The 22,566-nt window shown below is 46.1% G+C and carries 20 protein-coding genes; 10 read left to right on the top strand and 10 right to left on the bottom strand.

Annotation, left to right across the window (positions count from 1 at the left end; translation table 11 throughout):
• Positions 1–276 precede the first annotated feature (276 nt).
• Positions 277–612: a hypothetical protein gene (locus VRK_RS10025; protein ID WP_059121232.1), complete on the top strand. Its 336-nt coding sequence runs from the start codon at positions 277–279 to the stop codon at positions 610–612.
• A gap of 347 nt (positions 613–959) precedes the next feature.
• Positions 960–1,955: an NADP-dependent oxidoreductase gene (locus tag VRK_RS10020; protein WP_059121231.1), complete on the top strand. Its 996-nt coding sequence runs from the start codon at positions 960–962 to the stop codon at positions 1,953–1,955.
• Positions 1,956–2,085: 130 nt separating this feature from the next.
• Here the strand turns inward: VRK_RS10020 and VRK_RS10015 are convergent, their stop codons facing one another.
• From VRK_RS10015 to VRK_RS09985, 7 genes are all read right to left on the bottom strand, one after another.
• Positions 2,086–2,679: a LysE family translocator gene (locus VRK_RS10015; RefSeq protein ID WP_059121230.1), complete on the bottom strand. Its 594-nt coding sequence runs from the start codon at positions 2,677–2,679 to the stop codon at positions 2,086–2,088.
• A gap of 73 nt (positions 2,680–2,752) precedes the next feature.
• The gene (locus VRK_RS10010; RefSeq protein WP_059121229.1) at positions 2,753–3,592 is read right to left on the bottom strand and encodes a helix-turn-helix transcriptional regulator; all 840 of its coding nucleotides are present in this window, start codon (positions 3,590–3,592) and stop codon (positions 2,753–2,755) included.
• Positions 3,593–3,778: 186 nt separating this feature from the next.
• Entirely contained in the window at positions 3,779–4,765 is a 987-nt protein-coding gene (oppF, locus tag VRK_RS10005) for a murein tripeptide/oligopeptide ABC transporter ATP binding protein OppF (RefSeq protein WP_059121228.1), read from the bottom strand.
• Positions 4,762–5,733 carry an ABC transporter ATP-binding protein gene (locus VRK_RS10000; protein WP_059121227.1) on the bottom strand — a complete coding sequence of 324 codons (972 nt, stop codon included), beginning with the start codon at positions 5,731–5,733 and terminating at the stop codon, positions 4,762–4,764. The genes oppF and VRK_RS10000 overlap by 4 nt, the downstream gene beginning before the upstream one ends.
• Before the next feature lie 14 nt (positions 5,734–5,747).
• The gene (gene oppC / locus VRK_RS09995; RefSeq protein WP_059121226.1) at positions 5,748–6,650 is read right to left on the bottom strand and encodes an oligopeptide ABC transporter permease OppC; all 903 of its coding nucleotides are present in this window, start codon (positions 6,648–6,650) and stop codon (positions 5,748–5,750) included.
• Between the two features lie 12 nt (positions 6,651–6,662).
• Positions 6,663–7,583, bottom strand: coding sequence for an oligopeptide ABC transporter permease OppB (gene oppB, locus VRK_RS09990; RefSeq protein ID WP_059121225.1), 921 nt, complete (start codon positions 7,581–7,583; stop codon positions 6,663–6,665).
• Positions 7,584–7,675: 92 nt separating this feature from the next.
• The gene (locus tag VRK_RS09985; protein ID WP_059121224.1) at positions 7,676–9,307 is read right to left on the bottom strand and encodes an ABC transporter substrate-binding protein; all 1,632 of its coding nucleotides are present in this window, start codon (positions 9,305–9,307) and stop codon (positions 7,676–7,678) included.
• 547 nt (positions 9,308–9,854) lie between these two features.
• Between VRK_RS09985 and VRK_RS09980 the strand changes: the two genes are divergently transcribed.
• Genes VRK_RS09980 through VRK_RS09965 form a run of 4 tightly spaced genes read left to right on the top strand, consistent with a single transcriptional unit; the run spans position 9,855 to position 14,443 of the window.
• On the top strand, positions 9,855–11,414 hold the full coding sequence (locus tag VRK_RS09980; protein ID WP_059121223.1) for a putative bifunctional diguanylate cyclase/phosphodiesterase: 1,560 nt from the start codon (positions 9,855–9,857) through the stop codon (positions 11,412–11,414).
• A gap of 49 nt (positions 11,415–11,463) precedes the next feature.
• Positions 11,464–12,420, top strand: coding sequence for an HlyD family secretion protein (locus VRK_RS09975; protein WP_059121222.1), 957 nt, complete (start codon positions 11,464–11,466; stop codon positions 12,418–12,420).
• Positions 12,417–13,343, top strand: coding sequence for an ABC transporter ATP-binding protein (locus tag VRK_RS09970; RefSeq protein WP_059121221.1), 927 nt, complete (start codon positions 12,417–12,419; stop codon positions 13,341–13,343). Before VRK_RS09975 ends, VRK_RS09970 begins: the two co-directional genes overlap by 4 nt.
• Entirely contained in the window at positions 13,340–14,443 is a 1,104-nt protein-coding gene (locus VRK_RS09965) for an ABC transporter permease (protein ID WP_059121220.1), read from the top strand. Before VRK_RS09970 ends, VRK_RS09965 begins: the two co-directional genes overlap by 4 nt.
• 121 nt (positions 14,444–14,564) lie before the next feature.
• Here the strand turns inward: VRK_RS09965 and VRK_RS09960 are convergent, their stop codons facing one another.
• The 3 genes from VRK_RS09960 to VRK_RS09950 form a co-directional block, all read right to left on the bottom strand.
• A complete protein-coding gene (locus VRK_RS09960) occupies positions 14,565–15,233 on the bottom strand; it encodes an HAD-IA family hydrolase (protein ID WP_059121219.1) in 669 nt (222 codons plus the stop codon).
• A gap of 214 nt (positions 15,234–15,447) precedes the next feature.
• A complete protein-coding gene (locus tag VRK_RS09955; protein ID WP_059121218.1) occupies positions 15,448–15,963 on the bottom strand; it encodes a cytochrome b/b6 domain-containing protein in 516 nt (171 codons plus the stop codon).
• On the bottom strand, positions 15,956–16,240 hold the full coding sequence (locus VRK_RS09950; RefSeq protein WP_059121217.1) for a PepSY domain-containing protein: 285 nt from the start codon (positions 16,238–16,240) through the stop codon (positions 15,956–15,958). The genes VRK_RS09955 and VRK_RS09950 overlap by 8 nt, the downstream gene beginning before the upstream one ends.
• Positions 16,241–16,541: 301 nt before the next feature.
• Between VRK_RS09950 and VRK_RS09945 the strand changes: the two genes are divergently transcribed.
• The 4 genes from VRK_RS09945 (at position 16,542) to VRK_RS09930 (ending at position 22,560) form a co-directional block, all read left to right on the top strand.
• Positions 16,542–17,795 carry an efflux RND transporter periplasmic adaptor subunit gene (locus VRK_RS09945; protein WP_059121216.1) on the top strand — a complete coding sequence of 418 codons (1,254 nt, stop codon included), beginning with the start codon at positions 16,542–16,544 and terminating at the stop codon, positions 17,793–17,795.
• 19 nt (positions 17,796–17,814) lie between these two features.
• Positions 17,815–18,522: an ABC transporter ATP-binding protein gene (locus VRK_RS09940; protein ID WP_059121215.1), complete on the top strand. Its 708-nt coding sequence runs from the start codon at positions 17,815–17,817 to the stop codon at positions 18,520–18,522.
• A 13-nt stretch (positions 18,523–18,535) separates the two neighbouring features.
• Positions 18,536–20,962 (top strand): ADOP family duplicated permease, encoded by a 2,427-nt coding sequence (locus VRK_RS09935; RefSeq protein WP_059121214.1) that lies wholly within the window; start codon positions 18,536–18,538, stop codon positions 20,960–20,962.
• Positions 20,963–21,105: 143 nt separating this feature from the next.
• The gene (locus tag VRK_RS09930) at positions 21,106–22,560 is read left to right on the top strand and encodes a sigma-54-dependent transcriptional regulator (RefSeq protein ID WP_059121213.1); all 1,455 of its coding nucleotides are present in this window, start codon (positions 21,106–21,108) and stop codon (positions 22,558–22,560) included.
• Positions 22,561–22,566: the final 6 nt, after the last annotated feature.

Raw genomic sequence — 22,566 nt, 5'->3', positions numbered from 1 at the left:
TGTGGCGCCGGAAGAATAAATTGTCTCTTTCTGTAAATCGATTATGCTTATGAAGGAAAATCGTCGTATTATCAGGATGGTTGATTGGTTAATCATTTTATTGATTGATTTATTTGCATATATATATGAATAAAAACAAATAAATTAGAGTTAATCTCCATGTCATGGTGGTAATAATCAATTATCTTCATCTGGAGTATAGCGCTACATTTTAACATTTTTAATAATGTTTACTTATGCTAATACGATTTATCAAAATATAATAACGGAGACTTCATGAAAAAATATAAAGCCAAAGTCATTCATATTAATCCAGAAGCACGAGAAGAGATCACTTTTGATATTCATGGCTCAATTGTTCAATGTTTTTTAGGCCATGTCCCAAGCGATATTCGTATCGGAAAAAGCTATTTAATCACATTCGCATTTTTGGATGAGGATTTAGCTGAACAATTTGGAGAAGGTATACCGGCAGTGACATCTGAACATGATGATTCTATTGAGTTATCCCTTTCAATGGGAGATGCCCCTATGGGGACTGAGTATGCGTCACTTAACGGCAAAGCTATATCGATTCAGCTTGAACCATGTATGGAATCTTTGTTAGTTTAAAAATTTAAAAGCGATAAAAATAACATACTGTTATCTGATGAGAATCATTGATGATGTCAGGTGGCAGTTTATCTTGGTTTATTTGATGTTTAGTATTTCTTATCTTTCTGTACGCCCTCACGCTTTAAAATGACCTGAATCGTCTCCATATATATCATGATTACATGTCTTGAATAGAAGATATTCATGATGTTTGATAAATGCTATTGAAATTATAATGATAGGTTAAGATATTAAATGCATGATTTCTATCATGTTGAGTAATGACCTATCTAAAATCAATGGGATACGATGTTCAATATGTTGTTGTAATGATGACAACGAAGCATTCGATGAGAGAGGAAAACATGCAGACATATCGGGCGGTTCATTTGGTTGACAGACCTCAACAGGAAATTACTGCGGATGTATTTTCAACAGAAACAGCAACAATACCAACGCCACAAGAGGGCGAATTTTTGGTGAAAGTCACGCATCTTTCTCTGGATCCTGCAATGCGTGGTTGGATGAGCTCAGATGAAAGTAGTTATATCCCCCCAGTGAAATTAGGTGATGTTATGCGTGCCAGCGGTATGGGTGAAGTTGTGTCTTCCAAACATCCGGATTTTCCTGAGGGAACAAAAGTGCTGGGGATGACAGGAATGCAGGAATACCTGATTTCCAACGGAACCGGGTTGAATAAAATACCGGCAGAAATTCCGGCTGAAGCTGTGCTGGCAGTTATCTCACTCCCGGGGGTGACCGCATATCATGGTTTGTATCAAGTTTTACAGCCAAAGGCAGGGCAAACATTAGTCATTACGGCAGCTGCCGGGTCGGTCGGTTCACTCGTCGGACAAATGGCGAAAAACCTCGGACTGCGAGTCGTCGGGGTTGTCGGTAATGACGAAAAAGGGCGATGGATTACCGAAGAGTTAGGGTTTAATGCTGCCTTGAATTATCACGATCAAGACTTTGCCGAACAACTGGCAGTAGCCACACCGGATGGGATTGACCTGTTTTTTGAAAATACCGGTGGTGTTGCTCAGGCTCCTATTTTTGCCCGGATGAATGCGCATGGGCGTATTGCTGTTTGCGGTCTGATTGCTGAATACAATAAAGATCAGCCTGATCCGGGACCAAGCTGGATGAATATTATTAAACGTCGTCTGTCGATTCAGGGGTTCACGATGCCGGATCATTTTGATCGGTTTGCTGATTATGGTCAGGCTTTAGGCGGGATGTTGATGAAAGGAGAACTAAAGTATCGCACCCATGTAATTCATGGTATTGAAAATGCGCCTGATGCGATTAAATTACTATTTAGTGGTGATAATCAAGGTAAGTTAATCGTCGAGTTATAAGATTCGGCCAAACATCTCTATCTTTAGCGGGCTCTTCTGAGCCCGTTTTTCATTGTGCTATCGACAAATTCCTCATACGCGGCATTATATCGGCATTACGTCTTGTACCTCGGACGTTGTTGAGAACAGTCTACCAGACTTTATAGATGTGCTCATATCCGATACTGAATGCTGTATAAACTAAGAGTAAAGCCAATAGTCGTTGTACACGCTGCAACCAGATTGTATTCAGAAGGTGTTTGCCGACAATCCCGCCAATGACCGAATAACTCCCGGGAGCACATCCGGCAAACAGTGCGAGTGCGACAGACCAATACATGATCTGTCCTTCAGTCATGTTTTGTGCCGGAAATTGAATCGTTGCAATTGGCAGTGTCGCAATCAGTCCTTTGGGGTTGAATAGCTGCATTATGAGCCCGTTTTTGAATGAGAGTGTGAATGAGGTGCGTTGTTTGAGCGTCACGGACGAGCGCATCAGTTGCCAGGCGAGATAGAGAATGTAACTGCATCCGCAGAGTGCAATGTAGGGGAGAATGTCATCATTGACGAGCGTGTTACCAATATAACTTAAACTAATAAATAGGATGAACATCGCACAGGCAACACCGCAGAAAAATCCAAAATGACGGCGTGTTTGCCCCTGCATACCGCCATTGAGGCTGAGTAGGTTTACCGGGCCGGGGGAGTACATAATTCCCAGAGCATAAGTCCATATTTCGAGCATTGCTTATTTACCTGTTTTCATGGTGATCACTGGCTGAAATGGTTGTCAGTGGTTTTGATGAGGATATCGCCGTTTAGCGTTGTGACATCAGGCTCAGTTGCGTTTGATACTGTTTCGGTGTCATACCATAGAGTTTTTTGAAGCGGCGATTCATGTGGCTGACATCCGCAAAACGAAACATTTGTGCGACCGTCGAGGCGGGAAGACCGGACTCAAGTGCTTTTTGTGCCCCGTTGATACGGCAGTTGAGTACGTACTGGTGAGGCGTAATCCCGAACTGTGACCGAAACAAGCGAATAAAATGATATTTCGACATATTGGCGATAGCAGCAATGTCATCGATCATTAAATCGTCTTGATACTGACTGTGAATGAATGCTTTGGCCCGATTCAGTAACATGTCCTGACGGCGTTGCGGTATCGCTTCACATAATGACCCTGATTTTTTTACCAGCGTGTGTGCTAAACGAAAGAGAGCCAATTCCTGTTCAATTTTCGAGTGATAACCGCTGTTGACGATGCGGGTGAAAGCCAGAATCTGTTGCTTGAGAACCAAGTCATCAAATAATACACCTTCCACACGGACAATGTGATTCGGTTTTACACCCAGTGCGAGAAAAAGTGCACGAAATGTCTGGGGATGAATATAAGTCATCACATACGACAAATCAGTTGCACCGCCAGAATGTCCATCATGAACATCATCAGGATTGAAGAGCATGACGCCACCGGGAAGGCTTTGATGAAAGCGGCGACAGCAAAAGAAATCTTGTCTGCCCTGTAGTGTCACGCCCAGAGAGTATTCTTCATGCGCATGTTTGTCATAACTGAAGTCATTCATACTGGCCGTCAGTATCTTGACACCTTGAAGCGCGGTACTGTTTTCAAATTTGAAATGATTGCCTGTTCGCATATGAATACCTAACTTGCTGCGTATCACTTTTATTTTATGATAGAAAAGTCAACTTAGGAAAACTTGAACAAAATTGCTGAATTTGGCAGGGCAGTGGCACTGATTTGATGAGGTATCTTTGTGGGCGAACAGAAACCTGAAGACGATAATGTGAGAACTCTCCGTCTTCAGGTGTTCGTTGATGAATCAGAGCACGATAGGGCAGGCTACCGCATGGTGTTCGTCGCCACTCAGGACGGGTTTATTCTTGGCACATTGCGGTTGTGCTTTCGGGCAACGGGTGCGGAATACACAGCCTGATGGTGGATTGATTGGTGACGGGAGATCCCCTTCCAGCATCTGAATTTTTTTCTGCCGTTCCAGATTTGGATCGGGAATCGGCACCGCCGTCATCAAAGCAGTCGTATAGGGATGCTTCGGGGTTGAAAATAGCTTATCGGCTTCACCAATCTCTACCACATTACCCAGATACATCACCATGACCCGGTCAGAAATATGCTTCACAACTGATAAGTCATGAGCAATAAATACCAGACTTAACCCAAGTTCTTTTTGGATCTCTTTGAGCAAGTTAACAACTTGCGCCTGAATCGATACGTCCAGAGCTGAAACGGGCTCGTCACAGATAATCATTTTCGGGCGCAGGATCAGGGCTCGGGCAATTCCAATTCGCTGACACTGCCCACCGGAAAATTCATGCGGATAGCGGTTAATGACATTCGGCAGTAACCCGACGCGCATCATCATCTCTTTGACCCGATCTTTGACTTCCAGAGAGGAGAGTTCCGGATAAAATGTCCGAAGTGGTTCGGCAATGATGTCGCCAATCGTCATCCGCGGATTGAGCGATGCCAATGGGTCTTGAAAGATCATCTGAATATCTTTACGGGTTTCCCGTCTTTGCACGGCTTTCATCCGGGTCAGATCTTGACCGAGCCAAAGCACTTCACCTTCCGTTGCATTTACCAGTCCGATAATTGCGCGGGCAAAAGTTGATTTACCACAACCGGACTCACCGACCACTCCCAGTGTTTCACCTTCATAAAGGCGGGCATTCACCCCATCAACTGCTTTGAGTGTGGTGGGCGGTGACCAAGGCCAAGCCGACTTTGAGGCGATCTGGAAATGAACTTTCAGATCTTTAATATCGAGTAGTAAGGGTTTCTGATTCATTTTTCCCAAGTCTCCCAGTCGGAAAAACAGGCCCGTTGACGTTGATTACCAAACGTTGTCAGGGCTGGTGTTTCATGTTTACAGCGTTCTGTGACCCGATGGCATCGTTCCTGATAAGGACAGCCGGGTGGAAGCCGGAGTAGATTGGGTGGGTTGCCCGGAATAGTGGGGAGGACATCTCCTTCCGTATCCAGACGTGGAATGGCTCGAAGTAGCCCTTCTGCATAAGGGTGGCTCGGCTGATAGAAAATATCGTTGACGCTACCGTATTCCATGGTTCTGCCTGCGTACATGACTAACACTTTCTCACAAGAGCCGGCGACAACTCCGAGATCGTGGGTAATCATGATAATGGCAGTGTTGAACTCTGATTTCAGTTCGTTAAGCAGATCCATAATCTGCGCCTGCACCGTCACATCCAGCGCTGTCGTCGGTTCATCCGCAATCAATAGCTTAGGGCGACACAGGAGTGCCATGGCGATCATCACCCGTTGACGCATCCCTCCTGAGAACTCATGGGGATACATGGTAATACGCTTCCGCGCTTCCGGGATTTTTACTGCTTCCAGCATCCGAATCGATTCTTCAAATGCTTCTGCTTTTCCCATACCTTTATGCTTTATCAGCACTTCCATGAGCTGCGTGCTGACTTTCATATAAGGATTCAGAGAAGTCATCGGATCCTGAAATATCATGGCAATCTGCTCTGCACGAATTTTATTGAGCGCTTTTTCTGGCAGATTCAGGATTTCTTTGCCTTCAAATCGGGCGCTGCCGGAAACTTTACCATTTTTCGCCAGTAGTCCCATCATGGCAAACACGGTCTGAGATTTCCCGGAGCCGGATTCACCGACAATTCCCAGCGTCTCGCCTTGTGTTAATGAAAAATTCAGATCGTTGACGGCTGTTACGGTGCCATCCGGTGTCGAGAATTCAACCCGTAGATCTTTTACATCAAGTAAGTTCATACAGTGCTCCCGGATTATCTGTCTTTCGGATCGAGTGCATCACGCAATCCATCGCCAACATAGTTAAAACAAAATAGTGTCACAATCATAAATGCGGCAGGAAACGCAAGCTGCCAGATCGCCAGATCCATCGTATTTGCGCCTTCTTGCAGCAAGGCACCCCAGCTTGTCCGTGGCTCCTGAACACCCAGACCAAGAAAAGAGAGGAACGATTCAGTCAGAATCATAGTCGGGATGAGCAGCGTCGAATAGACGACCACAATGCCCAGTACATTCGGGACAATATGACGGGTGATAATCTTCCATTGACTCACGCCACAAACATGCGCGGCTTCAATAAACTCTTTACTGCGTAAGCTCAGGGTTTGTCCCCGGACAATCCGTGCCATATCCAGCCATGAGATCGCACCGATAGCCACGAAGATCAGCATGATGTTACGCCCAAAGAAGGTCACCAGCACGATGACGAAAAACATAAATGGGATGGCGTACAGAATCTCCAGCATCCGCATCATCACGCGGTCAACTCGGCCACCGATGTACCCGGAAGTCGCACCATAAAGCGTACCGATAATCACGGCAACCAGTGCCCCCAGAATACCGACTGCCAGTGAAATCTGACCACCAATCAACGTCCGGACATACAGATCCCGGCCCAGCGCATCCGTGCCGAACACATGTTCAGCCGAAGGGGCCGCGTTCATCGCATACCAATCGGTATCCTCAAAACTGTAAGTGGCCGTATAAGGCAGAATCAGCACCGCTAAGGTAATTAAAACCAGAATAACCAGACTGACCATGGCTGCTTTGTTGCGTAGAAAGCGCATTCTGGCATCTTGCCACAAGCTTCTTCCTTCAATTTCCAATTGTTCACTGAATCGCTCCAGTGCTTGGACATTCTCTTTATTTCCAATCATGTGTCAGCCTCTCTAATAGCGGATTTTCGGATCGATATAGGCGAGAAGAATATCGACGATCATGTTGAACAAAATAAACAAAAATCCAATCAGGATGGTAATCCCGAGTACCAGAGAATAATCCCGGTTAAAGGCTGCGTTCACAAATAGCTTCCCGATTCCCGGTAAGCCAAAGATTGTTTCGATGACCACCGAACCGGTAATAATGCCGACAAAAGCGGGGCCCATATAAGAAACAACCGGTAATAGCGCTGGCTTTAATGCATGACGAACAACAATGTACCCATAGCTGAGGCCTTTGGCTTTCGCGGTGCGGATAAAGTTACTGTTGAGGGTTTCAATCATTGAGCCTCGGGTAATCCGGGCAAACGTTGCAATATAAAGCAACGACATACCGAGAACGGGCAGTGCCATATATTGGAACGAGCCGTCATTCCAGCCCCCGGCCGGTAACCACTCTAAATTAATGGCAAAGATAAAGATCAGTATCGGTGCAAAGACGAAAGAGGGGATGACGATACCCAACATGGTTGTTGCCATTAATGAATAGTCCAGCCAAGTGTTTTGCTTCAGGGCTGCGATCGTGCCAATCGTCACGCCGAGAATGATGGTAAAGACAAAGGCGGTTACCCCGATTTTTGCTGAAACTGGCAAGGCTTTTCCAACCAATTCATTGACACTGAAATCTTTATATTTAAAAGACGGACCAAAATCGCCATGCAAAATATTTTTCAGATAAGTGAAGTACTGAACCATGATGGGTTTATCCAGTCCATACTCGGCATTGATATTTGCCAGGACTTGGGGTGCTACAGCTCGCTCTGAAGAGAACGGGCTGCCGGGCGCAAAGCGCATGAGAAAAAACGATATTGTGATCAGCACCAGTAGCGTCGGTATGGCTTCCAATATCCGTTTAGCAATGAATTTAAGCATAAACTCACTCTTGTGTATTTTTAATTGCAACTGTGAAATGAAAGGCTGTATGACGTCTGTCATACAGCCCTGTATGGATGACTCGGAATCAATTATTTGGCTTTGATATACATATCCCGAGTGTAAGTCATATCTCCCGCATTATGGATTGGATAGCCACCGACATAAGGCGCGAGTAAGTGTGCTTTCACATATTGGTAAGTCGGTGCAACTGGCATATCCTGCGCAATCAACTTCTCTGCCTGAGCATAGTAGTCGGCACGTTCAGCGTCAGATGTGCTCAGCATCGCTTTTTCCATGACATCGTCATAGGCTTTGCTTTGATAGTGAGCATAGTTACCGCTGTTATTGGAGAGCATTTGAGAGAGGAAGGTGGATGCTTCGTTATAATCACCACACCAAGCGTCGCGAGCGACTTCGAAGTTACCCTGACGACGGTTGTCCAAGAATGTTTTCCATTCCTGATTTTCCAGATTGACATTCACACCCAAGGTTTGTTTCCACATCGACTGAATCGCAGTGGCAACCTTTTTATGGTTGTCAGACGTGTTGTAAATCAGCGTCAGTGTTAATGGGTTACTCTTGTCATAACCTACTTCCGCTAAGAGTTCACGAGCTTTTTGATCGCGCTCTTTCTGCGTCCACTGACCATATTCCGGCATCGGTGGGGTGAAACCGGCAGTAATGTCTGGCGTAAAGGCGTAAGCCGGCTTTTGGCCTTGCCCCATAATGGCCTTAGTAATGATATCCCGGTCAATCGCATAAGAGAGCGCTTTTCTGACCCGAACGTCATCAAACGGCTTCTTCCGCGTATTGAAATCGTAGTAGTAGTTGCACAGATATCCGGTCACAGAAACCGATTCCGGGTATTCTTTTTTGAGTCGTTTAAAGTGTTCTACCGGCATTTCGTAGGTCGAATCCATTTCACCCGCGAGGAATCGGTTCATTTCTGCGTTTTGACTTTCAATTGGCAGAAAAGTGACTTTATTGATGACGGTTTCAGCGTCATTCCAGTAAAGCGGATTACGTTTGAGCACTAAACGCTCATTGACGACCCACTTTTCAGGTATGTAAGCGCCATTGCCGACAAAGTGTTCAGGGCGGGTCCATTTACTGCCCCATTTTTCAATCACCTTACGTGGGGCCGGGAATGTTGATTGGTGAACCAACATTTTGACAAAGTAAGGTGTGGGCTTATCGAGATGGACTTCAAGTGTGTGTGTATCGATCGCCTTAATACCCAGCGTCGATTTGTCTTTCTTACCGGCAACGACCTCTTCTGCATTGACAACATTGCCTAACTGCAAATATTCAGCATAAGGTGAAGCGGTTGCCGGATCGACAAGGCGTTGCCATCCGTAAACGAAATCATCTGCTGTGACGGGGTCACCATTTGACCATTTTGCCGTTTTACGCAGATGGAAGGTAAAAGTTTTGTTATCTTTGGTTTCCCATTTATCGGCGACACCGGGGACAAGATTGCCGTAGCCATCTTCATTGACCAGTCCTTCAAACAAATCTCTGTCAACGTTCGCACCGGGAACACCATTCACCTTCTGGGGGTCAAGTGTTTCGATTTCTGAACCGTTGCCTCGGACCAATTCTTGTACCGGGGCCAGTTTTGTTCCTTCCGGAACGTGTGCTGCATAGGATGGTAATGTTGTGCCGGCTAGAGTCAGGCCTAATCCCAACACCATTGCTCGGGAAATCTTATTTTTATTCATGTAAAACTCCAGATTTTGTGTAATGACATCCGTGATCGTATTTATAAAGTGAAAGTGTATGTTGATATCGAGACCCAAATGAAAGAAACATTGGGATTCTACACCTTAGACAAGTTGACTTGATTCACTTAGCCCACTTTACAAATATCCCGTTACCCTAGCAACTTTTAGATGAATTTACCATTTAGTCAGTGGTAAATTAATTATTTTATCTTTTTAAAAGTTTGTTAATGGTGTTTTATTTGGTTTTTGTTGGTGGGGGTAGATGGAATAATTTCATGAAATGCATTTCATTAATATTTTATATTGTAAGTCTTATCGGGGATTTATTCTGTTGACGTGAGGACAACGATATTTTTATCTGATATCGCTGAATATTTGAATAGCATAGCATTCTCTTTACTCAATAACCTTGTCAATAAAGTGACAATTTGGTCTACGCTTTACATCAGGTAGCATTGGTTTGACCACTGCTGAATTAATTTGTCTCTCAGGGGTATCAGGATTCACTTGAGGTGGCTGTGCTCCTCCAAAATGATAAGTCACAATGAAACAGAAATATATGCAGACCAGTCTGGAAAAAGAAATTCGAGACCGCGCTAAACGAGACTTTTTCTATATCTGTGCCATTGCTCTGATATTGTCTTTCATCTCTTTGATGACCAAAGTTGATCTGTTCGAACAGCTCTACGTTTTTAGTCGTCATCATGAACATTGGGAAATGGATGAGATTACGTTGATTGTTTTATGGTTTGGTCTGGGTGGGATTTTTTATGCTTATCGCCGGATGCAAGATTTACGCGACCTTCTCCATGAAATATCGGATAAGGCTTTTTTCGATCAGGTGAGCCAATTACCAAACCGAGTTTATTCTCTGGAATGTTTAACACAAATGTTGCACCGATCAGAGCGGTTGAGATTTCAGGTGGCCGTTATATTTATTGATCTGGATAATTTCAAAATGGTCAATGATACCTATGGTCATGCAAAGGGGGATCAGTTATTACAAGTATTTGGTGAGCGGTTACGTCATTCGATCCGCAAAGGTGACCTTGTCGGGCGTTTAGGCGGGGATGAATATTTAGTTTTACTCGAACTGACCGATGAAGATGAGCTTGCACCGATACTGGCGCGAATTAAGTCAATACAAGATGAATCCTATCGGTTAGATGAAAATGATCTGACGCTACGTTTTAGTGCTGGTGTAGCAATTTATCCTGAAGACGGTGAGACAGCAACCGATTTACTCAAAGCCTCGGATATCGCCATGTATCACTCTAAGGTCACCCGAACCGGCCAAATTGAGCGTTATACAGGCCGTATGACCGAGACGTTATATGCCCGTTATCAGCTTGAATCTGACCTGAAAGTAGCGTTGCAAAATAAAACTTTCTCTATGGAGTATCAGCCACAATTATCACTGAAAAATGAGCAGATCGTCGGATATGAAGCACTGATTCGTTGGGAGTTAAGAGGAAAACAGATTCCGACCATTCAATTGATTCAGATTGCCGAAGAAACCGGTCATATCGAAGAAATCGGTTTATGGGCGTTATATCAGGCACTTGAAGATGCGCAATCTTTTTTGCGATCGGATCAGCGGCTGGGGGTGAATATCACATCGCGTCATTTTTGGATGAGTGATTTTGTTTATCAAATTCAGCGGGCATTATCGACCTATGAATTTCCTCCGCATCAGCTCGTTTTAGAATTGACCGAGTCGGCATTAATCTGTGACATATTTGACGATGTCCGGCAGAAGATCACTGAGTTAAGAGATCTTGGTATTCATGTGGCCATTGATGATTTTGGGATTGGTTACTCTTGTCTGAGACGGTTGAAAGATCTACCGATCAGTTGTTTGAAAATTGATCAACTATTTACCCATGCGCTGGTGAATTCAGAACGGGATCGATATGTGATTGCAACGTTGATTTCCATGGCAAAGCATCTCAACTTGTCGATCATGGCTGAAGGTGTAGAATCCAAAGAACAATTGGAGCTGTTACACCAGATAGGATGTCATATGGCTCAGGGCTACTATATTGGCGAACCAACATCCTTAGCAACATTGGTTGAGCGGATGAAGCCCTCATCTGATTTGTAAAGTTTTCACCTGACTGACAAACGCTCATCTAAATCGTGGAGAAGTATCAATGCAGCGACTGATTTACTATGCCATCCTGATGATCTTACTTACCGCTTGTCAAACTGATGAAGATAACGTTGCATTGGGAACTTTAGAACGTGATCGGGTCACTCTGACTGCAACGGCTAACGAAATTATCCGTGACTTACCGGTGAAAGAAGGGACGCCAGTGACCCAAGGGCAGGTATTGGTACAACTCGATCGGCAACGTCAGGTGATGCAGTTGGCACTGGCCGTCGCTGAACAGGCGCAAGCAAAAGCCTATTTGCAGAAACTCACCAATGGAGAACGTCCGGAAGACATTGCGACCGCGCAAGCCGATGTCGTTCGTGCTGAAGCCCGTTTTATTGAAGCAGAAAAAAATTATCAGCGTACCCGTGAGCTGGTCGCAAAGAAACTTAGCAGCCAGTCGGAAAAAGATAGGGCGCTGGCTAACCGAGATACAGCCAAAGCTGAGTTGAATGCTGCCAGAGAAGCATTTGCTAAACTGACCTCAGGTTCCCGGTTGGAAGATATCGAACAGGCGAAAGCGGCACTAGATGCCGCAACCGCTGGTGTGATGTTACAACAGCACCAACTGAATGAGTTGACGATTGTCGCAACACGAGACGGGGTTCTGGATAGCCTGCCTTATCAACTTGGAGAACGGGTGATGGTCAATCAGGCGGTTGCCGTGATTGAAGCCGGCCGGGTGCCTTATGCCCGGGTTTATGTGCCAGCACGATATCGGACTCAGGTGACTGCCGGGTTGATGGTCAATGTCCATGTCGATGGTGTCGAAACGGTCTTTCGGGGCAAAGTTCGTCGCGTATCGGATGAACCGTCTTTTACTCCTTACTACGCCTTAACGGAGGAAGAACGCTCTCGGTTGATGTATCTGGCTGAAATTGATTTGGATGATTCGGCGCAATCGCTACCTTCCGGCATTCCGGCCCAGGTTGAACTCGGAGGGCTCAGACCGTGACAACGTATGCAATTGAAGCAGAAAATGTTGTGAAGCGATTTGGTGATTTTACTGCAATTGAGGACGTTCGGTTAAGGATACCGAAAGGTTCGATTTATGGTTTTCTCGGACCGAATGGTTGTGGTAAGTCAACTACGATTCGGGTTCTCACTGGTTTATTGCATCCCACGTCAGGGCAGGTGAATGTTCTGGGACTGGATATTCCCCGGGAATCAGAACGCCTGCGGTTGAAAATCGGCTACATGACACAAAAATTCTCACTCTACGATGATCTCACTGTCGAAGAAAACTTGCAGTTTATCGGGCAGATTTTCGGTATGGGTCATCGGCAGCTCAGACAGCGTCTCACTGAGCAGCTCCGGACCTATGGGCTGGATCAGCGATGCAAACAACGGGTTAGTGGGATGAGTGGCGGGCAGAAACAGCGTTTGTCTCTGGCCGCAGCAACGATGCATCACCCTGAACTGCTATTTCTGGATGAACCGACGTCAGCCGTCGATCCGGAAAACCGGCGAGAGTTCTGGGAGCAACTGTTTGATCTCTCCGCGCTGGGGACGACCATTCTGGTGACATCCCACTATATGGATGAAGCGGAACGTTGTCATCGATTGGCGATTATGGATTCTGGCCGGATTCGCGCCGACGGTGAACCGGAGCAACTCATGCGTGACATGGGTGTGCGTGTGGTGGAAGTCCGGGCAGAGAACCTCCGGGGATTGAAAGAACATTTACTGACGCTGCCTCAAATCCGCTCGGCCGCCCAATTAGGAATTCGACTACGCGTACTCATTCAACAAGATGTCGCAGCTCCGGTCGAGTGGTTGAAAGCTCAGGTACCGACATTGGCGAATGCAGAAATTGCCGTAGTGCGCCCCTGTCTGGAAGACGTATTTGTCAGTGTCACCGGGGAGAAACGGCAGTGAATTCTTTATACCGGATGAAAGCCGTGATGGTAAAAGAGTTGCGTCAACTTTCTCGGGATCGGATTACATTCGGCATGGTGGTGATGATCCCATTGATTCAATTGATTTTGTTTGGTTTTGCGATTAATACCAATGTTCGTCATGTTCCGGTTGCGGTGGTGGACCTAAGTGAAAGTGTAACCGGCAGAATGCTGACTGAAGCGGTGCGGGTGACTCAGGTTGTGGATATCACCAAGCACTATGCGACAGCCAAAGAAGCGGAACAAGCCATTCACCGGGGGATTGTCCGGGCGGCAATGATTTTGCCGAAAGATTTGGATCAGCGTTGGGTTCAGGGGCGGGTGTTGGGTCAGTGGATTGTCGATGGTTCCGATACGATGATCAGTTCGGCAGTGATGGGGTTACAGCACATGTCTCTCAGCGGACTCGGCCTTCAGAGCCATTGGGCTGAGGCGACGGTGCAAACATTTAATGTCGCACTCTATTACAATCCAAGCCGGCGTTCGGCTGTCAATATTGTTCCCGGTTTACTCGGCGTCATTCTGACCATGACCATGATTCTGTTTACCAGTGCCGCGATTGTCCGCGAGCGGGAACGCGGTAATCTGGAACTGTTGATCACCACACCGGTTCATCCGATGGAATTAATGGTCGCGAAAATTATTCCTTATATATTTATTGGTCTGATTCAGGTGTGCATTATTCTGGGATTGGGCCATGTTATTTTTGATGTGCCGATTCACGGGGCATTCAGTCAGATCTTGTGGGGAACGTTATTATTTATTTCAGCCAGTTTGACGCTGGGATTGATGATTTCAACGATTGCAACAACCCAACTACAGGCGATGCAGATGACCGTGTTTATCTTACTGCCTTCGATCTTGCTGTCCGGGTTCATCTTTCCTTACGAGGGAATGCCTGTGCTCGCGCAGTGGATTGCCGAAGTCTTACCCGCGACACATTTTATGCGGATGATTCGCGGCATTGTTCTCAGAGGTGCAGACCTGATCGATTTGTGGCGCGACACACTATGGATGATTGGATTTACCCTGCTTGGCTTAGTGGTTGCCTCCATGCGGTTTAAGAAATCTTTGGATTGAGGTTTCGCTCACAGTCTATTTCCTCAATAAAAATGAATTAAAACAAATAATTAGAAATAAAATAATGGCAAGTCCTATTGACTTGCCATCAATCGTTTATCGACTCAGCTTTTCGCAGTTGTTACAACGGCAGATGCAGCCGGAATCCTTCGCTATCTTGTTCCAGTGCCAGTTGGGTATAGTCTGAAATGGTGCTCACGCCCTGTAATGCTTGTGCATCTTGTACCTGTGTGAGCAGCCCGATAACCGGACATCCGGCTGCCAGCCCGGATTGTACCCCTGCGATAGCATCTTCAAACACCAGACATTCCTCTGCTTTCAAACCGAGAGCCTGCGCACCGAGTTGGTAAGGTTCAGGATCCGGTTTTCCACGGGTAATCTGATCGGCGGTAATGACGATTTCTGGTTTGGGTATATTGGCCGCTTTGATTCTGGCATGAGCTACCGATTCATTACCGGAAGTGACAATCGCCCATGGTACATGGCGGTTGTTTAACTGATGCAGAAAATCAATCGCACCCGTTATTGGGACGATTCCCGCAGTATCTTGCGATTCAGCCTCTTTTAACCAAGCAATCTCTTTCTCAATCTCAGACTGAGACTGGCCCGCCATAAATTTGGCGACTGACTCGCTGGCAGGACGTCCGTGAATATGATGCAGAATGTGTGCTGGATCAAGTGCCTGACGCGTGGCAAATGCTGTCCAGGCACGCTGAACGGCTGCGATTGAATCAATGAGAGTACCATCTAAATCGAACAGGCAAGCGCGAAAATGAAATACAGTGGACACGAGAACTCCTTGGTGAAGGTGAGGATTGAAACAGGTCAATCATGGTATTTCTGTGTACGTATCATAACTGTAAGTGAGGATGACTTGAAGCAAGGTCTTGGTGATGTAAATCCATCATAGATGATTTGGGGACGGGCTATAGAACGACGTAGACGTGCTTCTTGTCGAGAGAAAAGAAGCCCCTGAACGCAAAGGGGCTTTGAATGGGGATTGGTTAGTCTCTGTGGCGCCACAACATGGTTCTGACGTAAGCAAATTGTGTCAGCTTACTCATCAGGATAATGGCACACACGTGGATGGTGACCGCACCCATTGTGGCATTGGCGAAGAACTCATGGATTTCAATCATCCAATCCTCTCCCCAGAACCAGTCGGTCTCAGATAACCATCCCGTTGTGGCGGTACTCAGAATGAGAAACCACATCAGCCAGATCATGATTGCACCCGCCGGGTTATGGCCGATATGTTCGTCTTTTTTGGTCACCAGCACCTCTTTGAGATGTTCCAATGCGTCGGGAACAGAAGGCTTGAATGCAGATAATCGTGCCGGAGAACGGGCTATCAGCCCCCAAAGCAAACGAATCCCGACGACAGCGATAACTATATAGCCAATCCACTGGTGAAGCGGACTCCCTTCTTCTGTCAAAAAGTAATTGGATAAAAACAGTGCCGCCGTTGTCCAGTGTGTGATGCGGACGACAATATCCCAAATGAACGCTTGTTTAGTCATCTTTTTCCTCTTTCACGACTGTCATATCAACCGGGTTGTAGTAAATCTCAACTCGGTTTTTGTTTGCGTCATAACCGTAAAGCTCGTAACAACCAGTATGGGTTTTCTTAAATTTTTTAATCTGATATCCCATATCAGCAACCTGTGCTTTGGCTGTTTCAAAAGGTATCCAGGATGATTCTGGTTGTTGAGTGCACTGCGGGTCAGCGAAAACCAGAGAAGAAGCTGTCGCTGTCGCGAGTAAAGTAGCCAGACGGATCAACGTTGTTTTTGACATGATTTATGCTCCTGTTGCATCTTAATGAGTTGTGCCTTTAACCCGGCTGATTATGTGTCAGTAAACTTAAGAACGGCTTAAGAGATTCATAGAGTCAATCATCGACATGATTTTTACCTCTTCTAACTGTTATTGTTGTCCCAAATATGGGATAGGCAACCCGTCTCTGGAAACTCAGCCGTGTTCAAAACTGGGATTTTTATCAGAATAAAAATAAAAATCCTTTAAAAACAATTAAATATATTGTTGGCACTATTTGTGCTTATTGAGGGTAACTTATAAAGAAATTGGTTATTCGCATATGGATGTTCAAAAAACTCGGACAAAATCAATTCCGAAACGAAAGTTGTGGTTCGCATTGATTGCTGTTGCTGTTGTAGCTGCTGGTGCATATGCGACGACTATTAGCCCCAGCGGTTATGAAGTTCGCCGGAGTAGTATTATTGTTTCTCAGGTTAATCAGGGGGATATGAATGTTGAAGTCCGTGGAAACGGAATATTGGCTCCGAAGAATATCCGCTGGATTTCGACCAATGTCGATGGCAGAGTCGAGTCTGTTTTGGTCAAGTCAGGGGCGGTCGTTAAAAAAGGCGATTTAATTGCGGAGCTGATCAACCCTGAGCTGGTGCAGAAAACAGATGAAATCCGCTGGGAGCTGGAAGCAGCTCTGGCAGAGAACAAAGCGTTAGCCATTCGCCATGATAATAATCTGCTGGACGCTCAGGTCCGGATCCTGAAAGTGAAACACTCTTATGAAAAAGCGAAACTTCAGTATGATGCCGAGAGTACGCTGTTGAAACGGAACAATGGATCCGTTTCTCTAATCGATTACAAGCGCTCCAAACTAGATCTGGAACAGTACAAAGAGCAGTTACAAATCGAAAAAGAGCGTTTGGAAAAACTGAAAGTGACACAGGAAGCCGAGTTTCAGGCAAACACCGCGATGGTTAATAAGCTGAAAAAGAGTCTTTCCCGTTCGGAAATGATGATTCAATCGTTGAAAGTGGTATCAAATCAATCTGGTGTGATTCAGGCGGTTAATATTGAAGCTGGCCAACGCGTACCGTTAGGCCTCAATGTTGCCAAGCTAGCTCGGCAAGATCAGTTACTGGCTGAACTAAAAATTCCGGAGCGCCAGGTCCGCACGGTTGAGATTGGTCAGGATGTTATTATTGATACACATAACAATCAGATTCATGGTTCGGTGATTCGAATTGATCCTGCGGTAAATAATGGCACGGTTCAAGTTGATGTTTCTCTCAATAGCCCGTTACCATCGGAAGCCAGACCGGATTTGAGTATTGAAGGGACGATTTTGGTCTCGAAATTACAGCATGTATTGTATGTCAATCGTCCTGCATTGGCTCAGAGTAATTCTCCCGGAACGGTATACAGATTAGCCGCTGATGGTCGGGAAGCAGACAAGACCCGGGTTATTTTCGGACAGGGTTCTGCGGATAAAATTGAAGTAAAAAGTGGCTTGCGGAACGGAGATCGGATTGTGACATCAAACCCCAGTGCTTGGGAGCATCTGAACCGGATCAGCATTCAGTAAATAATAAAAAGGAAGAAATATGTCATTCATTGTCGAGTTGAGCGGGATTAATAAAGTTTTCCACACGGAAGAGATTGAAACTCATGCGTTAAACGATATCAGTTTTGCTATCGAGAAAGGAGAGTATGTTTCTATTTCCGGGCCTTCCGGTTGTGGGAAGTCAACTTTATTGTCAATTTTAGGTCTGCTGGATAGCCCTAGCGGTGGAAAATATATCATTAACGGTTTTGAAGTTAGTTCATTAACCCCCCGGCGGATGGCGGAAATCCGCAATCAGGAAATCGGTTTTGTTTTTCAGTCTTTCAATCTTATCAGTGACCTGACGGTTGAAGAGAATGTCATGCTGCCGCTGACATATCGCAAAGGTATTACTGCCAAAGAGATGAAGGTTGCTGCATTGGCAGCATTGGAAAAAGTAGACATGCAGCACCGCAGTAAACATTTTCCGTCTCAGCTTTCCGGTGGACAACAGCAGCGGGTAGCGATCGCCCGGGCAATCGTCGGTCAGCCTTCACTGTTGTTGGCAGATGAGCCGACCGGTAATCTGGACTCGAAAAATGCCGAAGCGGTCATGCATTTGTTTGATCAACTGCATTCGGATGGCGTGACTATCTGCATCGTCACGCACGATCCTCGTTCTGCGGCACATGCTTTGCGGCAGATTGATATATTTGACGGGATGGTCATTGATGACCGTCATCTGGACAGTCAAGGCCTGGTTGCCTGAGGAATCAATGCATATGAGTTGGTTATTTGATCTGAAATATGCCGTCAGGCTGATGCTCAAACGTCCGGGATTTACGGTTTTCACGATGCTGATCATGGCTTGTGGTCTCGGCTTGTGTATCTATATGTATTCCCTCATCAATACTCTGGCATTTAAGCCGCTTCCGTTCCCTGATGGTGAGCGTATGGTGATGGTCAGTCCCAGTATCAATGGAATTCGCTTCGGTGATTCGCCCATCAGTTATGCAGACTTTAAAGACATCCGCGACAAGAGCCAGCGTTTAGAGGACATTGGTTATTATTACGGTGATGTGGCAAATGTTAGTATCGACGGTAAAGCATCTCACTATATCGCCATTCGCAGTCGCTCCGATTTGTTCGAATTTACGCATACTCACCCGATTATGGGACGGTTGTTTACTGAGGCCGATACGATTGAAGGTGCGAATCCGGTTGCTGTTATTGGCTATGAACTGTGGCAGAACTATTTTGGCGGTCGTCAGGACATTATCGGTCAGCGGGTTCAGATTAACGGTATCGGAACGGAAGTCATCGGGGTGATGCCTCCGAAGTATGAATTTCCGATGAATAATCAGATTTGGTTGCCGAGTCAGCTTAATGAAGCAAAATTTACGGTAAAAAATGCTCCGAAAGTAACTATTTTTGCCAAGATTAAACCGGGTTTCAATCTGGCAGATGTTGATGTCGAATTGCAGGATATTATGGCATCTCGGGCATTACAGTATCCGGAAACCAATGCCGGGCGTTCCGCTTTCGCCATTACCTTTATGGATAGTTTCATCGGTGAAGACTCAAAACCGATTTTTCTGGTAATGCTACTGGGTGTGGGATTTGTGTTGCTGCTTGCCTGTTGTAATGTCGGCAACCTGCTATTGGCCCGGGCGACGGAGCGTTCCAAAGAAAGTGCCATCCGGATTGCACACGGTGCACCCACCTTCAGGTTGGTCATACAGATGATGTGGGAAAGTACTCTGATTTGTACGCTGGGAGGTATTCTGGGTGTGTTGTTTGCCGGTTGGGCTTTGTCGCTGACAAATGGCCTAATTAGCTCGATTGTCCCCGGGAAACCAGCGTTCTGGTGGACTCTGGGATTGGATGCCGATGTTTTACTGAAAGCAGTCTTACTGGTGATTCTCGTCAGTCTGGCTACCGGGCTGCTTCCTGCATGGAAAATGACGCAGTGTAATATTAATGAAGTCTTGAGAGATGGCACCCGGGGGGCGCAGAGCCGCAGCAGCGGGCGGGTTAGCCGGATACTGGTTATCTTCGAAGTCGCATTGTCCTGTGCGGTGTTGTCGCTTGGTGCGCTATTGTCTATTGTGGTTTATGAAGCTACAAAGATTGATTATGGTGTTCAGCCACAAGGTATTTATACCGGTAAAATCAGTCTTCCGGATCAATACTATCATACCCCAGAGAGCCTGCGGACTTTTTACAACCGTCTACAAAATGGTTTGGAGTCTTCTCCGGTGGTTTCCAAAGCAGGAATTATGAGTTCTATTCCCGGTGCGTTTATGGTTGCCGGTAAAGTCGAGCTGGCGGAGCATCAGCAACTCCGTTCTCAGCAAAATCTGCTGCCGCGAGCAAACAATGTGACAGTAATGCCGGGAACATTAGATCTGTTAGGTGTGACGTTGGAAGAAGGCCGGATGCTGAGCCCGTCTGATGACCAGAATTCACAGAAAGTCGTGGTGGTTACCCGTTCATTTGCCCAGCGTTACTGGCCGGAAGAACGCAATATTATCGGGAAGCGGATCCGCAAAGCCGGAGATAATGACTGGTATACTGTGGTTGGGGTTGTTTCTCATGTTATTCAAGGACGTCCGTTTGGTTACAGCAAACGGATGCCGACGGTCTATCGTTCGTTGATGCAGGCGCCGGTGCGTAATCTTTCTGTGGTTGCAAACTCTGCCCAGAGAGAAAATCTGACTCTTCCAATCGAGCAGGCTGTAGCAGATATCGATACCGGATTATCGGTTTATCAGGTGAAGCCACTGGCTCAGGTGATTGCCCGGAACACCGCTGGCCTGACATATATTGCTATCTTGTTCAATGTATTTGGTATGATTGCAGTTTTACTGGCAGGAAGTGGGATTTATGGTGTCATGGCAAAAGTGATTAGCCAGCGATATCAGGAACTGGGGATTCGTCGCGCTCTGGGAGCAACGGAAAGCCGTATCATCCATATGCTGATGAAGCAGGGGTGGTTACAATTGCTGATTGGCTTACTGATTAGCGGACCGATCGTGATGTTTGTCGGCCCGTTGATTACCCGAATTCTGGGACACAGCTCGTGGAGTATCTGGGCTCTGTTTGTCGTGACGGCTGCTGGCATTAGTGCTGTTGTTTCACTGGCGACACTGCTTCCGGCATTAAAAGCCGTCAGATTGAGACCAATGGATGCTTTACGGGAACAATAACCAGATAGATAGGAGTGTGTCCAATGACACACTCCTATCTCAGTCTTTATATTTCTGAACACTATAATAACGTCAGTATGGCCGGGATGCAGTCGAGGCTGCTATCAATAAAAAAACAATGAAAAACAACAAATAAGAGTTTTATGCGTAATCAACAATATCGGATTTTAGTCGCAGACGATGATGAAAATATCCTGAATACACTGAGGTTAACTCTCAGAGTCCGTCATTTTGATGTGGTGACGGTCAATTCTCCTGAACTTGCTCTGGAACAGGTGAAACAGGGCGATGCAGATATTGCCCTTATCGACTTGAATTATCAGCTGGATACCACTTCAGGACAGGAGGGGCTGGATCTGATCCAACGGATTAAAACTATCGACGGTGAGCTACCGGTGGTGGTAATGACCGGATGGGGTTCAGTGGATATTGCTGTTGAAGCGATGAAAAATGGGGCGGTCGATTTTATTGAAAAGCCTTGGGATAACGAACGGTTGGTTCATATTCTCAATACTCAGATTCGCCTGAGTGAAGGTTTAAAGAAACAATCTCGCTTGCAGCAGCAGAATCAGTTGTTGCAGGAACAACTCAACTTATGTGCTTTTGACAATATTGTGGCGTTTTCTCCTGCGATGAAAAACCTGATGGAGTCACTGACGCTGGTTGCTGAGAGTGGTGCCAATATTCTGCTGACCGGAGAAAACGGAACAGGGAAGAGTCTGCTGGCAAGCTATATCCATCAGCATTCTCCCAGAGCCGAACAGGAATTTATCTCTGTGGATATGAGTTGCATTCCGGATACGCTGTTTGAAAGTGAAATGTTTGGGCATGTGAAAGGTGCATTTACTGATGCGAAACAGCAGCGTATCGGCCGGTTTGAACTGGCTGACGGAGGCACACTGTTTCTGGATGAAATCGGTAATATGCCTGTCACTCAGCAGTCTAAATTGCTGCGGGTACTGGAAGAGAAGCAGTTTGAGAAAGTCGGCGGAGCGAAGACACAGCGGGTTGATGTTCGGGTAGTTTCTGCAACCAATGCTAATTTGAATGAGATGATTACTGAAAGGACATTTCGTCAGGATCTCTTTTACCGCCTGAATACGTTTGAATTCCGGGTGCCGTCGCTGCGGGAAAGGGTTGAAGATATTATTCCGCTGATTGACCGGTTTGTGCAGATTTACACCGAGAAATACCGTAAGCCGCTCGGTGAGTTAACCGCTGAAGCTATTGCTATTTTGCAATCTTATGGCTGGCCGGGTAATGTCCGCGAACTGAGTCATGTGGTTGAACGTCTGGTATTGCTGAGCCAGGGGGAAACTTTAGACAAGCAATTGCTTCTACGTGTGTTACCTGACTATCAGGCTGATGATGTGTCTTTGGCGTTTTCGTCACAGAGTGTTGTTTCGAGCCATGACAGTGTTGTGGCGGATAATAGAGCGACATATTCCGGCAATACGTACTCAACCACACTGGAAAAGATTGAGCAGGACGTCTTGAAACAGCGTCTGGATTATTTTGATGGTAATGCCGGCCAGGCCGCCGAATCTCTGGGTCTCAGCCGAAGTGCTTTCTATCGGCGCTTGGGGAAGGCAAAATGAGGGCGC

This window comes from Vibrio sp. MEBiC08052 (assembly GCF_001506075.1).
Taxonomy (GTDB): domain Bacteria; phylum Pseudomonadota; class Gammaproteobacteria; order Enterobacterales; family Vibrionaceae; genus Vibrio.
The sequence above is the reverse complement of the archived record's forward strand: the minus strand, read 5'-3'. Positions and strand labels throughout refer to the sequence as shown.